Origin of the sequence: Pannonibacter carbonis (assembly GCF_003012935.1) — a bacterium.
Taxonomy (GTDB): Bacteria; Pseudomonadota; Alphaproteobacteria; order Rhizobiales; family Stappiaceae; genus Pannonibacter; species Pannonibacter carbonis.
This window is the reverse complement of record NZ_PUDR01000002.1, coordinates 273569-288130: the sequence shown is the minus strand read 5'-3', so window position 1 is coordinate 288130 and position 14562 is coordinate 273569. Positions and strand designations below refer to the sequence as shown.

Annotated in this window: 12 protein-coding genes and 2 tRNA genes; 5 read left to right on the top strand and 9 right to left on the bottom strand. The window is 62.6% G+C overall.

Annotation, left to right across the window (positions count from 1 at the left end; genetic code table 11):
• Positions 1-1146 carry an NAD(P)/FAD-dependent oxidoreductase gene (locus C8348_RS03505; protein WP_106751875.1) on the top strand — a complete coding sequence of 382 codons (1146 nt, stop codon included), beginning with the start codon at positions 1-3 and terminating at the stop codon, positions 1144-1146.
• Positions 1147-1167: 21 nt separating this feature from the next.
• Here the strand turns inward: C8348_RS03505 and C8348_RS03500 are convergent, their stop codons facing one another.
• Complete coding sequence (locus tag C8348_RS03500; RefSeq protein WP_106751874.1) at positions 1168-2646, bottom strand: hypothetical protein; 1479 nt, start codon at positions 2644-2646, stop codon at positions 1168-1170.
• A 153-nt stretch (positions 2647-2799) separates the two neighbouring features.
• On the opposite strand from C8348_RS03500, the gene C8348_RS03495 reads away from it, so the two are divergent.
• Complete coding sequence (locus C8348_RS03495) at positions 2800-3273, top strand: YbaK/EbsC family protein (RefSeq protein WP_106752040.1); 474 nt, start codon at positions 2800-2802, stop codon at positions 3271-3273.
• 69 nt (positions 3274-3342) lie between these two features.
• Positions 3343-4332, top strand: coding sequence for a UDP-glucose 4-epimerase GalE (gene galE, locus C8348_RS03490; RefSeq protein WP_106751873.1), 990 nt, complete (start codon positions 3343-3345; stop codon positions 4330-4332).
• Positions 4333-4335: 3 nt separating this feature from the next.
• Here galE and cysQ read toward each other — a convergent pair whose 3' ends face one another.
• The 4 genes from cysQ to C8348_RS03470 form a co-directional block, all read right to left on the bottom strand.
• Entirely contained in the window at positions 4336-5229 is an 894-nt protein-coding gene (cysQ, locus tag C8348_RS03485) for a 3'(2'),5'-bisphosphate nucleotidase CysQ (RefSeq protein WP_106751872.1), read from the bottom strand.
• 254 nt (positions 5230-5483) lie between these two features.
• Positions 5484-5780 carry a hypothetical protein gene (locus C8348_RS03480; RefSeq protein WP_106751871.1) on the bottom strand — a complete coding sequence of 99 codons (297 nt, stop codon included), beginning with the start codon at positions 5778-5780 and terminating at the stop codon, positions 5484-5486.
• Positions 5781-5866: 86 nt separating this feature from the next.
• Positions 5867-6070: a hypothetical protein gene (locus C8348_RS03475; RefSeq protein WP_106751870.1), complete on the bottom strand. Its 204-nt coding sequence runs from the start codon at positions 6068-6070 to the stop codon at positions 5867-5869.
• Between the two features lie 339 nt (positions 6071-6409).
• Positions 6410-6484 (bottom strand) — tRNA-Gln (locus tag C8348_RS03470).
• Positions 6485-6763: 279 nt separating this feature from the next.
• Between C8348_RS03470 and C8348_RS03465 the strand changes: the two genes are divergently transcribed.
• Both C8348_RS03465 and C8348_RS03460 read left to right on the top strand, forming a co-directional pair.
• Positions 6764-6840, top strand: a tRNA-Pro gene (locus tag C8348_RS03465).
• Positions 6841-7153: 313 nt separating this feature from the next.
• Positions 7154-8821: a methyl-accepting chemotaxis protein gene (locus C8348_RS03460; RefSeq protein WP_106751869.1), complete on the top strand. Its 1668-nt coding sequence runs from the start codon at positions 7154-7156 to the stop codon at positions 8819-8821.
• A gap of 98 nt (positions 8822-8919) precedes the next feature.
• Here C8348_RS03460 and C8348_RS03455 read toward each other — a convergent pair whose 3' ends face one another.
• The 4 genes from C8348_RS03455 to C8348_RS03440 all read right to left on the bottom strand — a co-directional run bounded on the left by C8348_RS03455 (position 8920) and on the right by C8348_RS03440 (position 14553).
• Positions 8920-10890 carry a vWA domain-containing protein gene (locus tag C8348_RS03455; protein WP_157950371.1) on the bottom strand — a complete coding sequence of 657 codons (1971 nt, stop codon included), beginning with the start codon at positions 10888-10890 and terminating at the stop codon, positions 8920-8922.
• A 192-nt stretch (positions 10891-11082) separates the two neighbouring features.
• Complete coding sequence (locus C8348_RS03450; protein WP_106751867.1) at positions 11083-13509, bottom strand: methyl-accepting chemotaxis protein; 2427 nt, start codon at positions 13507-13509, stop codon at positions 11083-11085.
• 256 nt (positions 13510-13765) lie between these two features.
• The gene (locus C8348_RS03445) at positions 13766-14308 is read right to left on the bottom strand and encodes a VOC family protein (RefSeq protein ID WP_106751866.1); all 543 of its coding nucleotides are present in this window, start codon (positions 14306-14308) and stop codon (positions 13766-13768) included.
• 29 nt (positions 14309-14337) lie between these two features.
• On the bottom strand, positions 14338-14553 hold the full coding sequence (locus C8348_RS03440) for a DUF2783 domain-containing protein (protein WP_106751865.1): 216 nt from the start codon (positions 14551-14553) through the stop codon (positions 14338-14340).
• Positions 14554-14562 lie beyond the last annotated feature (9 nt).

The following is a 14562-nucleotide window of genomic DNA, read 5'->3' as shown; positions in this document are numbered from 1 at the left end:
GTGTCCAAGTCCCCGGATGTGCTCGTTATTGGTGCTGGCGTCTTTGGCCTGTCGGTCGCGCTCTGCGCCGCCCGCAAGGGCTTACGGGTAACGCTCGTGGAGCAGAAGGCCATTGGCTCAGGGGCGAGCGGGGGCGTTCTTGGCGCACTGATGCCGCATATGCCGGCCCGCTGGAACGCGAAAAAGGCGTTTCAGTTCGAGGCGCTTGCCTCCCTGTCCGGCTTTATTGCCGCCCTTGAGGCCGAAACGGGCCTTCAGTGCGGCTACCGCCGCTGCGGCCGGGTTCTGCCGATCACCACGGCGGACCTTCGGGCGCATCACGAGGCGCGCGCGGCCGAGGCGCTGACCCACTGGGCGACCCCGGTCACCGGTTTTTCTTATGCGGTCGAGGATGCCGGCACGCTTGGCGGCTGGATTGCCCCCGAGGCGGCGCCCTTCGGCGTTGTCCGGGAAACGCTTGCGGCCCGCGTGGCGCCCCGTGCCTATCTCGGAGCGCTCGCTGCCGCGTTCACCGCCACCGGCCGCAGCGCGGACGGGAACCGGACGGAACTTCGCCTCGGCGAGGGATTTGGTGAGCTGGACGACAAAACGGGGACGGTCACCCTCTCCTCCGGCACCCGGATCTGTGCCGGCCGCATCGTCCTGGCGCAAGGCTTTGCCGCGTTTGATGCGCTGGCGGCCCTCACTGGCCAGACGCTTGGCGAGGGCCAGAAGGGGCAGGCGCTTCGGATCGATGGCGCGGGTCTTTCCGACATGCCCGCCGTCTACTGCGACGGGCTCTACGTCGTCCCGCACAGCGACGGCAGCGTCGCCATCGGCAGCACGGCGCTGGCCGGCGTGACCGATACCGAGCCGGAAGCGGCGGCGACGGCTGACCTCGTGGCCCGCGCCATCCGCTTCTGCCCCCAGCTCGCCGGACGCCCCGTCATCGAGGCCTGGGCGGGCATTCGTCCGAAGCCGAAGGCGCGCGATCCGCTGGTTGGCGCGGTTCCGGGGCTGAGCCGCGCTTTCGTCGCCACGGGCGGTTTCAAGACCGGCTTTAGTCTCGCGCACCGCATCGCCGACGCCCTTGTGGCGGAGCTGGCGGACGAGGCGCCGCAGTATCCCCTGCCCGCCTCCTTCCGCCCCGAGGCGCATTTCGCCTGAGCGACGCATCATTGGCCTCCCTCAGTTGTCGAACAGGCTGGCAATGGCCAGCGCCTTGCGCAGGCGGTTCGGATCGATGCCGCGCAAGGAGGCTTCATCAGCGTCCGGCTCATCACCCGGCGCCAACTGCGGCGCGGGTTGAGGCTGGACCGCTGGCTGGGCAGAGGATTGCGGCTGAGGTGGCAGCTTCAGCGCCGCTGCCACCTGCTGCGCGTAGAGCGCTGCGCCGGGGCGATCGGCTTTTAGCGCAGCATCAAGGTTGTCAAATACCAGCGCCGGTGCCGTTGCCTGAAGTGCAGCAAGGTCAATGGAGTTCATGCGGATGATATCATCGTAGCTCTTGCTCGCCACGGCCAGGTTGCCGAACTGACGGGACGCATAGGCCGTCAGGCTCGGATTGCAGTTCTGGTAGTAGCCGTCTTCGGTCATCATCACCTCCCGCCGCTTTTCGGCGAAGGGGGTGTACTGGCTGTTCAGGTCAAAGAGACGATTGTTCGACGGATCGTCCAGCAGCAGCGCGATTTCGGTGTCGGCGTAGGGATTGTCGTTGATGTCGATGGCGTCGCGGATGATGACCAACCCGCGCCCGGCGAGATCCCGGGTCAGCGTCTGGTTGCCGCGTGTCATGACGCCGGCGATGGGATCCTGGGCCGAGCCGTTGATGAAGGTCGCATAGTCATAGAAGTTGAAGCGCTTCAGGGCGGCCCCATTCGTTGAAGCAATGTTTTCCATCGACTTGCTCGACAGGCTCAGCGCCAGCCCGCATTCCATCAGGCTGTGGTGATATTGCAGGACCATCGTGGCGATCGGCACCATCTCCTCACCGAGGCCGATGGCTGTGCCCGCATAGACGTCCAGAAGCCCGGTACCATTCGCGCCGGCAATGAAATACGCCAGCACATCCAGCGCATCGGTCGTCGTGCCGGAAATGTCGGCGCCGATGTAGGGGCCGTAGAAGCGCTCCATGTATTTGACCACGGAGCGGTCGAGCAGTTCATTCTTGAAAATGCCGAGATCTGGCCATTCGGTGAGGTCATAGTCCGTCACCGGCCGCCGGGCGCGGTTGGCCTTGTTGAAGGCGAGCTGATTGCGCAGCCCGTCGCGAAACTGGTTCACGGCATTGACGGTTGCGTCCTGTCCGCCACCGCCAAACTCGAAATACTCGCCGACGTAGCGCAGCATGTCGCCGATGGCATAGATGTCCTGGATCGCGCCATTGGGCGTTACGAAGTCATCCGCCCGGACCTGCGCCGCGCTGACGGCCCGATTGGCCGCCTTCGCCGCGCGCTTGTCGAGGGAACTGCCGACGGTGTCATCCATGGCCGGCAGTTTCTTGACCCAGCCCGCGAAGACAGTGGCAAAGGCTGTCCCATCGCCAGTCCCCGGTTTGAACAATTCGGCCACCAACACATCGGTCATGGTCGAAATCTGGGCTGACCGCAGCCGGTTGCGCGCATCCTGGACCGCACGGCCATAAATGATGATCGGATCCTTCGCCATGGTAGCTCCCTGGAACTGGCTGCTCTCAGCTGGAAGGGACGCAGGCGAACCGATCCTGTGACGCGATGGCTGGACAGGGTCATCATGACCTGCTTTGCTGGGATCAGAACCGAACGGTTCGGTACGCATTTCTTCCTGGTCCCGGAGAGACAGATGAGCCTCGACAGTGTCCGCGCTTTCTTTGCCGAACACGCGCCTGACATCACAGTCACGGTGAAGGAGGCGAGCACCGCAACGGTGGTGGAAGCAGCGGCTGCCCTCGGCGTCACGCCGGCGGAGATTGCCAAGACCCTGTCGATCCAGGCCGGAGAGGATGTGGTGCTGATCGTGACGCGCGGCGATGCCCGCCTCGACAACAAGAAGGCCAAGGCGACCTTCGGCTCGAAGGTGAAGATGCTGGGCCTTGATGTGGTCGAGGAGATAACCGGTCATCCGGTTGGCGGCGTTTGCCCCTTCGGCCTTGCCCGGCCGCTGCGCGTCTGCTGCGACGTTTCACTCAAAGCGTTTGACCTCGTCTATCCAGCCGCCGGCGCGGTCAATGCCGCTGTCTGCCTCTCGCCCGACCGGATGGCGGCGCTGACAGGGGCTGACTGGGTTGATGTTTGCAAGGATCCCGAGGGCGACTGAGAGCCGCCTCAAAGCCTCGTCAATCTTTTCAGGGTATGTCTTGCCTCCATGACTGGATGAGGAGACAGCATGACCGTCCTGATCACTGGCGGCGCCGGCTATATCGGCAGCCACATGGTGCGATGCCTGCTCGACGCGGGGGAAACACCCCTTGTCGTCGACAATCTTGTCACCGGCTTTGACTGGCTGGTGCCGGAGGGTGTGCCCTTCATCCAGGCTGATGTCGGCGACGTCGCGCGGATGGAGCAGATCCTGAAGGAACACGCCGTCGAGGCGATGATCCACTTCGCCGGGTCCGTCGTGCTGCCGGAATCCGTCTCCAATCCGCTGAAATATTACCGTAACAACACGGCTGTCTCGCGCAATGTCATCGAGGCTTGCGTCAATGCCGGCGTCGACAAGTTCATCTTCTCCTCGACGGCGGCCGTTTACGGCGATCCTGACGAGGTACCGGTGCGCGAGGATGCACCGCTGCGGCCGCAGTCGCCTTACGGGCTGTCAAAGCTGATGACGGAACTGATGCTGAAGGATGTGGCCGCCGCCCATCCCTTCCGCTACACGGCGCTGCGCTACTTCAATGTTGCCGGTGCGGATCCGCAGGGCCGGACCGGACAGGCAACACTGAATGCCACCAACCTGATCAAGATCGCCTGCGAAACCGCGCTCGGAAAGCGCGATCACATGACGATCTTCGGCACCGACTATCCCACCATCGATGGCACCGGAGTTCGCGACTACATCCATGTCTGGGATCTGGTCGAGGCACATCGTCTGGCCCTGCTGCGCCTGCGGGCCGGCGGCGGCAGCGTGGTGATGAACTGCGGCTATGGCAAAGGGTCGAGCGTTCGACAGGTCATCGATGCTGTGCAGGCTGCCTCAGGGGCAACGTTCGACGTGCGCCTTGGTGAACGCCGCCCGGGCGACATGCCGGAAGTTCTGGCCGCCAACGAGGTCATCCTGCGGGAGCTGAACTGGCAGCCAAAGCACCAGGACCTGAACGTTATCGTGCGCCATGCGCTCGACTGGGAGGCAGCGCTCGCCCGGCGCAACCGGATCTGACGTCTATCCGGACTTGCTTTCCAGGCATTTGCGGACATCACCAACCAGTGCCGCGTCGCCAACAGCGACAAAGGCAGGATTGCGCAGCATGGTGACCACATCCGTCTCCGGCACGAGCCTGTAGGCGAGTTCCGGCCAACCGGGCTCTGTGATGTTACGGACCGTGCCACCGGCGGCCCGCAGCACGGCATGTCCGGCTGCAATATCCCATTGCATGGTCGGCGACAGGCGCGGGTAAACGTCCGCCTTGCCACTGGCCAGCCAGCACAGCTTGAGTGACGAGCCGACCGAGACAACGTCAGCCGCTTTCAGGGCCTCGATCATCGACTGCGTCTGGCCGCAAAGATGCGAGCGGCTGGCCAGGATGGAGATGCCCTCTGCCGGGGCGGGACGCACGGCAATGGATGCGATCTCGGTGATCGTCCCATCCCTCACGCAGGCATGGAAGGCCTCCCCTTCCACATTCCAGTAGATATCGCCCGACGCCGGAGCATAGACGACGCCCTGCACCGGAACGCCGCCACGTATGATGGCGATGTTGACGGTGAACTCGCCATTGCGGCTGATGAACTCGCGGGTACCATCCAGCGGATCGACGAGGATGAAATCCGGTCCGATGGCTGGAATGTGACCGGCGGCAATGGCTTCCTCGGCCACGACAGGCAATGCCGGAAAAGCCTCAGCGAGACGGCGCAGGATGATCGCTTCCGCCGCATGATCGGCAGCGGTCACGGGTGATCCATCACCCTTGCTGATGTAGTCGGTCGCTTCGGCATAGATCGCAAGAATGGCTTCGCCGGACTCGAGCGCCATCGCCAGAAGGGCTCGGGCGACCGGATCAGCCGGCAACCCGGGCTCGGATTGAATAGGGTGGGCTTGGGCTCTCGGGTCGTTCATGTCCGCTACTTCCTGCAAAGGCTGATGCGCCATCGCCAGTCGGGCAGACCCATCGCGTGGGCTCCCGGGACCGTCCAAAAGCTATCCCCGCCCGGCTGGAACGGAAGACGCAAGGTCCAGCGACAGTGGATCTGGCTTGGATGTAGCACTTATCGGAGCGCTAACGGAGGCATCAACGCGCAGGTTTGCCCCTCGCCTGGAAAAATCTTTCTTCTCAGTCTGGCTCGTGCAGGGCGCCGGGTCAGTCTGACAGATCAGGCAGCAATGCGTTTGCCAGGAAGGCCTTCAGCCGGCTGGGCCGGCGCGTGGCGGGCTGTGGTCCGGGACTGCCCATGGACAGCGGCTCGCGGGCGCGCCATCAGCACGGCGGCAACGCTTGCCAGCACCAAGGCCACAGGCCAGACAAGGGCAGCGCCAATTGCAAGGGCCAGCCGAAGCCGGCTCGACCGGTTGGTGTCAATCAGTTCAGCACAGGAAAAAGCAAGGAACATCAAGGCCACGACACCGTAGAGCAACGCGCCGAGAAACATCAGGATCATTGCGCCGGTCATGACTTATGGCTCCAGTCCACCTGTTAAGGTTAACTCCGCCAGGGCTTTCCCCAGCGGACATAGTTTCAGTTCACCAGCCTGAAGACCTAGAAAAACCAGGACGCGAGACTGTAGACAGCAAAGCCACTCAGGAGCATGGAACCCCAGAATAACAGGTTCTTTGCCAGCAGGAACACCAGACCCGAAGCGCGTTTGCCAACGCCTTGCCGCAGGCGCCGGCTTGCTGCCAGTCGTTCAGTCCGGGTGAGGCCATCTGCGCGAAACATCGGCTTGCTCATGTCCTTGCCCATCAACCCAATTCCGGAAAATAAGCTGCACTGCTTAACAAGTGTTAAAGTCAGGCAGTGACGTCCTGGGTCCAAGTTGTGCCAGAACAGGGCAGACCTCAGCGCACCGTCCGCATCAGTCCAGACAGGCGCGACAAACTTTCCGTCGCCGAATTGGACGCAAGCGCATGGCAGGTGTGATGCGGCGGACTTGCGTGAGGCTTGAGCGTTCAGCCCCATCAACGCCCTTGTCAAACCGGTTGCGCCTGCCATAGCAGCCGAAAACGACGACAAAGCACGACAGACCACCGCAGCGCGCGAAAGCGCCAGCAGCAGGACGTCATCCGGGACGATGGAAGAGATTGGCTGGGGCGCCAGGATTCGAACCTGGGAATGTCGGTACCAAAAACCGATGCCTTACCACTTGGCGACGCCCCAGCAGGCCGGACGGCTTGGTCCGGGCGGGTGAGGCGCTGTATACCTCCTGCCGCCAGACGGTGCAAGCACCTCTCCGAAACATCGGAAATGCCTGTGTGCAGCCATTTTTCTGCGAAATTCCCGTGACTTATCCACGCCTTGGACCCTAGCCACGAACTTTTTTCGTCTTCTTCGCATTGCGCTCTTGCGGACCTCAAATCGCGGTGCTAATTACCCCCCACATCGGCGGCGCACCTAGCTCTGCCGTTCCCGGCGGTCGCAAGACCGGCATGACTGGATCGGAGTGTAGCGCAGCCTGGTAGCGCACCTCGTTCGGGACGAGGGGGTCGAGTGTTCGAATCACTCCACTCCGACCATCCAGTTTCTTTCTCAAAATTACTGTTGCAGAGAGATTTGAAAGCCGCGCCTACGCGATTTCGAATCAGCTTGCCTGACCTTTGTCGGCATCTCGGGCCTGAGCCCCCCTGCACAATCCATCATTTCAGCAACCAAAATATACAACCAGACCACTCTGCAGTTGAGATGCGTCGCAAAAGTTACTTTACAATAGAATAATACTCGCTCTACGTGTAATTAACTTGTTGATAACCCCTTCACTACGGCTCCCCCCTTACGCCCCTGCATCATTTTTGAGCACACTGGCCATGCAATTTTCCTTAGGGGAACCCGATGACCATAAAGTTTCGGATTCTGGCCAGTCTTGTCATCATGACTTTGATGCTCGCCGTCATGGGCCTTTGTGGCTATATCGCCTTGTCTGCATCCTATGAATCCATCCGCACAATTGTCGATGATCGCGTTGTTCCGATGAAACAACTGAAAAGGGTTGCAGATTCTTATGCTGTCAGCATTGTCGACACGGCGCACAAGGTCCGCAGTGGTGCATTGACATGGGAGCAGGGACAATCCTCAGTTTCAGATGCTCTCTCGATCATCAACAAGGAATGGTCTGCCTACAGTGCCACCTACATGGTTGCGGACGAGAAGGCGCTGGCCGAAGAGGTCTATGCTGCCATGTCTGCGGCCAAACCCTCCATCACCCGGCTTGAGTACATCCTGCAATCACGGGACCAGGCTGCGCTGGAGACGTATATCAACGCCTCGCTTTACTCGACCATCGACCCGATCGGCGATCCGATCTCCAAGCTCGTCGACCTGCAGATCGATGTTGCCGGGCATGAGTATGAATCTGCCAAGGCGACGAACCAGTTGTCGCTGACGATCATGGCAGTGCTGGCGGTGCTCTCGGCAGCGATTGCCGGCTTTGTCGCCGTGTTCGTGATCCGCAGCGTCCTTCGGCCAATCCAGGCCATGCAAGACGCCATGAAGCGGCTGGCCGACCAGGATTTCGCGGTTGAAGTCCCGGGCATTGGCCGCAAGGACGAAATCGGCGGGATGGCCTCCGCCGTTTCCGTCTTCAAGGAAAACGGGCTTGAGCGGCAGCGTCTCGAAGCAGAACAGGCAACGGAGCGTGCGGCCCGGGAAAGGCGTGCCCTGCTGATCGAGGAACTGGTCTCCACCCTCGACGAGGATGTCGGCGTGATCCTGCGCACGGTGGCTTCGGCCTCATCCGAGCTTGAGGCGACAGCCGAATCCCTGTCGCAAATCGCGGAGACCAGCGCGCAGACCGCGACAACCGTGGCAGCAGCATCGGAACAAGCAGCCGCGAACGTCCAGACCGTTGCAGCCGCTTCAGACGAACTGGCAGCATCGATCGGTGAAATCTCGAACCAGGTGCAGATGTCGGCGAATATCTCCGACCAGGCATTGAGAGCTGCGACGGAGACCGAGGCGACCGTCAATGGCCTTGTCTCGTCGGCGTCGCGTATTGGCGGCGTGCTGGAACTGATCAACAACATCGCCGGCCAGACCAATCTCCTGGCGCTGAACGCCACCATCGAGGCGGCGCGTGCAGGAGAGGCTGGCCGGGGCTTTGCCGTGGTTGCCACCGAAGTGAAAACGCTCGCCGCCCAGACGGCCCGCGCAACCGGCGAAATCGGGGCGCATATTGATGAAATGCAGAGCGCCACCAATCAGGTTGCGCTCGCCATCCAGGGCATTGGCGAAATCATCCGGCGGATCAATTCTGCCTCCACCGCGATCTCGGCAGCCGTCGAGGAGCAAGGGGCAGCCACACAGGAAATCGCACGCAACGTCAATCAGGCCGCCTATGGGACGCAGCAGGTGTCGTCGAGCATCACCAATGTCACCGGCTCGGCAACACAGACGGGTGCCGGCTCAGTCCAGGTGCTTTCGTCCTCGCAGGAACTGGCCCGCCAGTCGCACATCCTGAAGTCCAAACTGGACGCCTTCTTCTCCAACATCCGGGCCGCCTGACGAGAAGGGAAGATCCATTTCCCAACCAAATGACGAGAGCCGGGAGGGTTCCCCTGCCCGGCTCCTGCCATATCTGAGCTGTCCTAGTCGTCTCCGGATTATTTCACAACAACCGGTACAGCCTTGCCGATCCGCTCCTCTCCGACACCCGACAGGACGAAGCGCAATTCATAGGTGCCGGGCTCATCTGGAGTACGCATCGTCAGCTGACCGACCGTAATGTTGTCAGCTCCAACCCACATCCCGGAGACATGAGCGCCGGGCTCCGCGCCAGGCAGTGCGAAGCCGATCCAGTTGGACCCATTTGAGGGTCCTTTGGCCGCGAAGGTGACAGCGGTCGATGCTGCGACTTCCCCCGCAACACCGAGTTCGATTTCCGGCTCAATCAGGGTCAGCGCCTGCGCTGCCATCACCTTGGCTCCCTCGGGCGCTGCCAGTACATAGCGCAGTTCATAGGCCCCGGGCGTCGACGGCAATCTCAGGCGCACCACAGGATCTGACGGCGCGGCCCAGGCAAGATAGCTGTCGGCGGCAGATCCCGGCTCGGAGATGCCGATCCAGTCGCTGCTGCCGCCAGGCCCTTGCCAAGTCACCTCGATCAAAGCGCCAGCTTCCGCAGAGGTGGGGGCAACAAGGGCACTGCTGCCCTCGGTAACCTCGAACGCCTTGCGCTGCACCACCGCGCCGTCATGCCCGGTGACATAGATCGCTTCATATGTCCCCGTCCCGGAAGGGGCCATCAGCGTGGCGGGGCTCGTCTCGACGAAGACATAGCGGCCGGCATAGTCTCCGGCCCCCCCGCCCTGCGGGACGAAGCCGATCCAGTCGCCTTTGCCGCCAGGACCTTTCCAGTCGACGGAAACCTGCGCTCCGACAGGAACGGTTGCCGGCAGTTCGAGGGACAGTTCGGCCGGCATAACGGTCAAGGGCGCACGCGCGATGATGCGGTCATCACCGGCATTCCAAACATAGACGATTTCATAGGTGCCAGGTTCGGAGGGCAAGCGCATGTCAACGGGGCTGCCATCGTCGACCCGCACCCACAGATCGGTTTCAAGCCGCTCGCCATCCGCCGTCACGATACGCAGGAAATCACCGGGCTCCTTCGGCCCCTCGAAGCTGACGGCGAGAACCGACGAGGCAGGAGCCGAGGCTGCTGCAAGGCTGATGCTGGCCTTGGGGACCACGCCGTCCAGGACCACGGTCGCCGAACCTCCAGCGTCGGTGACACTTGCCTCAGCGCCGCCGGACTTCTCCAGAAGCGTCGCTGAAACCGTATAGGCTCCGGGTGGAAGCGGCAGGCTGACTGTCCCGCCGGTGAGCCCGGCCGCCACGACGGCTTCGCTGTCGCGGCCGCTTACCGTCCAGTTGACCGGTCCCTCGATCGGCTTGCCGGTTGCGCCGTCAATTGCGGTCAAGGTCAGTTCGGGCAGTTTTGACGCAGGTGCCTCCTGCGAGACGGTCGCAGCCGATTTCTTCAGGGCTTCAGAAAGTTCTGCAGCGTCGCGGGCATTGGTGTAGCTGCCACCCGTCAGGCTGGCGATACAGGCGATTTTCGCCTGGTCGGCACGCGAGGCGATATCAAAGCCGATGACATGCGCCTTGAAATCAACGCCGGCGCGGGCAAGTTCCGCCGCCAGGGCGCAAGGATCGCCGGAACAGGTTTCGATGCCATCGGACACGAGGATCAGGCGCGAAGGCCGATCGGCAACACCGAGATTTGTTGCTGCCTGGCGCAGGGCCTCGGTGATCGGCGTTTTGCCCTTCGGCTTGACCTTTGCAGCAGCTGCCTTGAGCGCGGCCCGGTCGAGGGGCGTCAGGGGCGCCACCAGTTCAACATCGGAGCAGTCGCCCTCACGGCGATGCCCATAAACCATCAAACCGGTTCGACCACCGTCCGGCAACTCGTCCAGCAAACTGCCGAGCGCCTCGCGGGCGATCTCGATCTTGGCAACGCCGTCGATCTGCCCCCACATGGAGTTGGAAACGTCGAGCACAATCATCGTATCGGGCGTCGTGCCCGATTGCGCGTGGACGACGCCAGGAAGCAACGAGGCCAGTCCAAGCAACGCCCCGATCCATGCTCCGTTTCGCCCGTTTGGACAGAATATCATCCGTTCTCCCCCTTCGTGTCATGCCCAGGTGCCATACTTTATCGGCCCGGGCGCGACTGTGTCGGAAGAAACGCGCAAGGCGTGTGATCAAAGTCACAAGCCTCGCGAAGGCCGGGACATTCCCGAAAACCACGCCCCGCAGGAGCGTCAGGCTGCGGCCACCTCGGCCAGGAACCGGTCGATTTCGTTGCGCAGGGCAGTGGTCTTGGTTCCCAGTTCGGCGCTTGCGGACAGCACCGCCTGCGAAGACGACTGGGTCTCTTCCACTGTACCGGCAAGGCCATCCATATTGGCCTTTACGGCCAGGGTGCCCTGCGCCGCGCGCTGGACATTGCCGGAGATCTCGGACGTCGCTGCGCCCTGCTGCTCGACTGCCGCGGCGATGGCTGCCGTGTAGCTGTCGACTTCGCCCATGGTGTGGACGATCCCGGAGATGGCCGTGACCGCCTCAGCCGTCGAGGACTGGATCGCGGCAATCTGGGCGCTGATTTCCTCGGTTGCCTTCGAGGTCTGGTTGGCGAGGCCCTTGACCTCGGCAGCGACGACGGCAAAGCCCTTGCCCGACTCACCTGCCCTCGCCGCCTCGATGGTGGCATTGAGCGCGAGAAGGTTTGTCTGTTCGGCAATCGCCTGGATGAGGGTCACGACCTCGCCGATCCGGTGAGCGGCTTCGGCCAGGCTTTCGACCTTGCGGTTGGTGTCCTCGACCGACTGGCTGGCCGTGTTGACGATGGCACTGGTGCGGCGAACCTGCCCGCCAATCTCGCCGATGGAGGCTGCCAGTTCTTCCGCAGCGCTCGCAACATTCTCGACGCTATGGGTCGCGCTGTCGCTGACCGTCAGCGTGTCGCCGGCCTTGCGGGCACTTTCCTCGGCAATGGCAGAGAGGTTGCGCGCCGTGGTCTCCATGCTGCCGGCCGTCTGGCCAAGTTGCGACGTCAACCGGCTGGCCGTCTCCCGGAAGTCTTCAATCAAATGCTCGATCCGGTCCTGCCGGGCCCCGGCGCGCTCCTGTTCGGCGCGGCTTTCGGCCTCCAGGCGCAGGCGTTCCATGGCATTGTCGCGGAACACTTCGACCGTGCGGCTCATGTCACCGATCTCGTCGCCGCGATCGGCGGTGGTGACGGTAACGCTCGTGTCACCACGGGCCAGGCGGTCCATCACGGCCGTCAGGGCGCGGGTCGGGCGGGAGATGAGCAGCGACAAGGCAATACCCAGCACAGTTGCCAGAACAATGGCAGCAAGTACGGTGGCAGCGATCACCAAGAGAGCCGTCCTGGCCGCCTGTTCTGTGGCCGCACTTTGGCGCTCGGTCATGGTCGTGATCTCGCCCATCACCTGCGTCGACAGGGCGTCCAGCGCCTTGCGGCTGTCGGCAAGCCGAATGGAAGCAGCGTCAAGGGCAGCAAGCTCCAGCGCATAGGCGTCAACCTCACCGGTGATCCGGGCAACCGTATCCGTAATCTGCGGGAAGGCTGCCACATCGGCAGCAAGGACCGAGGACAGGCTGCGCAGCATGTCGACACGCATCGCCACCGGCTTCAGCTCGAAGCCGGACGGACGGGCCAGCGATTCCATCGTTGCCGCCCGCAGTTCCAGCGATGCCCGTGCGAACTTGTCGGCATTGACCTTCACCAGTTCGACGATGCTCAGACGGCTTTGGGCACCAGCGGCAGTCTTACGTGCCTCGTCGAGGGTCGCGTAGAGCCCCGACAGGAGATCGGCCGACTTCCGGCGCGTTTCCAGGCTGTCATTGGCAATCGCGGTTGCAGCGGCCCGGCGTCCCCAGGCATCGGGCATGGCTGCAATGGGCGTCAGCGTTTCGGCCAGGGCCGTGGCGCTCACGGTCAGCGCCGCGCCGGCGGCTTCGTCCAGGCCGCTCCCCTTCACCGCGCCCGCTGCCGCCGAGGCTTCAACCATTGCCAGCGCCTTGTCCCGCGCTTGTTGCAGCACGTCGGCATCCCCAGCCCGTCCGGCAATCAGCAGCAGGTTCTGCACTTCAAGGGCCTGTTCCTGCACCTGGGCAAGGAGACGGGCGGCCTTGTCGGCCCGGTCACGGGTGCGGCTGGCGGTCTTGACCTCCTCCGCAGCACCGCGCTGCTGCGTCAGCATCACGTCGCCGATTTCGGTCGAGAGGTTCTCGATCTTGCTGGAACTGGCCAGCAGGCGCCCGACCTGCTGCTGCTGCTCGTCGATTGCGCTTGTGACAGCGGAGAAGTTCGCGGCGAGCCCGTCGACAGCGATGTTGGCGGCATCGACTGCCGAGGCATCCGCGCCGGCGGCCTTCAGGTGGCGAAGCTGCCCCTTCAGCGCGTCAAGATGGCTGACCACCAGGTCGGCTGCAGCTGGCTCGCGGGTGTCGAGATAGACTTCCTTGGAAGCCGTGACTTCCTGCAAGCCGGCGAGAGCAGCCGTTGCTGCCGCGCTTGTATGCGTTTGCTCACTCAGCCCGAGAACCGAATAGGCGCCGATCCCGCCAACCAGAGTTGTCAGCGTCACCATCGCAGCGAAGCCACCGCCAACCTTTGCGGAAATCCGGACACCCGAAAGCCATTTGATGAAAGAAGCCATCATTCCCCCCAATCCTTGAAGCAATTACGGGAGAACGGAATAAACAAAGCGTAAAACCAGACTCCGAAATAAATGACCGGCTGCGGGAAGACTCTGCCTCTCAAGAAAAGACAAATCCCGACAAGGGCTTTGCTTCCTGCATCGGCAGCAGATTTCCTGGCGGACTCGGCAGTTTTGCGGAGGCGAAATAAATCCGGGCCCCGCAGGGCCCGGAATACCGACTGATATCGGTCTTTAGAAAGGTCGCCGCCGCACGGGATCAAACGCCGGACAGTTCCTTCTGGTGCAGCCAGGCCGCGTGTTTCGGTGCCCGCTTGGTCTTCGACCATTCCTCCAGCATGTCCCACTTGACGCTGTCGAGTTTCTTCAGGAGAGCGTCCTCCTCCGGATCCGGGCAGGCCAGTTCGACACGGTGGCCATTCGGGTCGAAGAAATAGATCGAATGGAAGATGGAGTGATCGGTGACACCGAGCACCGGGATGCCGTTCTCCTCCAGCTGGTCCTTGAAGGCGACCAACGTGTCACGGTCCTTCACCTTGAAGGCGATGTGCTGCACCCAGACAGGCGTGTTGAGGTCCCGGCTCATCTCCGGCTTGGTCGGCAGTTCGAAGAAGGCCAGCACGTTGCCGTTTCCTGCATCGAGGAACACATGCATGTAGGGATCCGGCTCATGGGTGGAGGGAACATGGTCCTCGGCGATGGCCAGAACAAAATCCATGTTCAGGTTCTTCACATACCATTCCACGGTTTCCTTGGCGTCCTTGCACCGATAGGCAACGTGATGGATCTGTTCGATTTTCATGTCAGGTCCTCCTCCAGAGGTGTCCGGCTTCATGCCGGCTGTTTGCGATCCGTGCCGGCACCCGCCGCCGCAGCAAGCGCCTCGGTCAGAACCGCGCGATCACCGATGTGGTTGGCAAGGATCAGAATCAGGCGGGCATTGAGGGCATCGCTGTCCGCCTTGGTGAGCCCCTCATGGGCGGCAAGGAGTTCGGCGTAGAAGTCATCCGCGCCGGTGATATTTGTGGTCGTGGTCAGCTTGGTCATGGTCCTGCC

Excerpts from the sequence above, each read along its gene's own strand:
- C8348_RS03500 (WP_106751874.1), bottom strand. The coding sequence starts at position 2,646 with ATGGCGAAGGATCCGATCATCATTTATGGCCGTGCGGTCCAGGATGCG.
- C8348_RS03495 (WP_106752040.1), top strand. The coding sequence starts at position 2,800 with ATGAGCCTCGACAGTGTCCGCGCTTTCTTTGCCGAACACGCGCCTGAC.
- C8348_RS03450 (WP_106751867.1), bottom strand. The coding sequence starts at position 13,509 with ATGATGGCTTCTTTCATCAAATGGCTTTCGGGTGTCCGGATTTCCGCA.
- C8348_RS03460 (WP_106751869.1), top strand. The coding sequence starts at position 7,154 with ATGACCATAAAGTTTCGGATTCTGGCCAGTCTTGTCATCATGACTTTG.
- C8348_RS03445 (WP_106751866.1), bottom strand. The coding sequence starts at position 14,308 with ATGAAAATCGAACAGATCCATCACGTTGCCTATCGGTGCAAGGACGCC.
- C8348_RS03475 (WP_106751870.1), bottom strand. The coding sequence starts at position 6,070 with ATGGGCAAGGACATGAGCAAGCCGATGTTTCGCGCAGATGGCCTCACC.
- C8348_RS03480 (WP_106751871.1), bottom strand. The coding sequence starts at position 5,780 with ATGACCGGCGCAATGATCCTGATGTTTCTCGGCGCGTTGCTCTACGGT.
- C8348_RS03440 (WP_106751865.1), bottom strand. The coding sequence starts at position 14,553 with ATGACCAAGCTGACCACGACCACAAATATCACCGGCGCGGATGACTTC.
- cysQ (WP_106751872.1), bottom strand. The coding sequence starts at position 5,229 with ATGAACGACCCGAGAGCCCAAGCCCACCCTATTCAATCCGAGCCCGGG.
- galE (WP_106751873.1), top strand. The coding sequence starts at position 3,343 with ATGACCGTCCTGATCACTGGCGGCGCCGGCTATATCGGCAGCCACATG.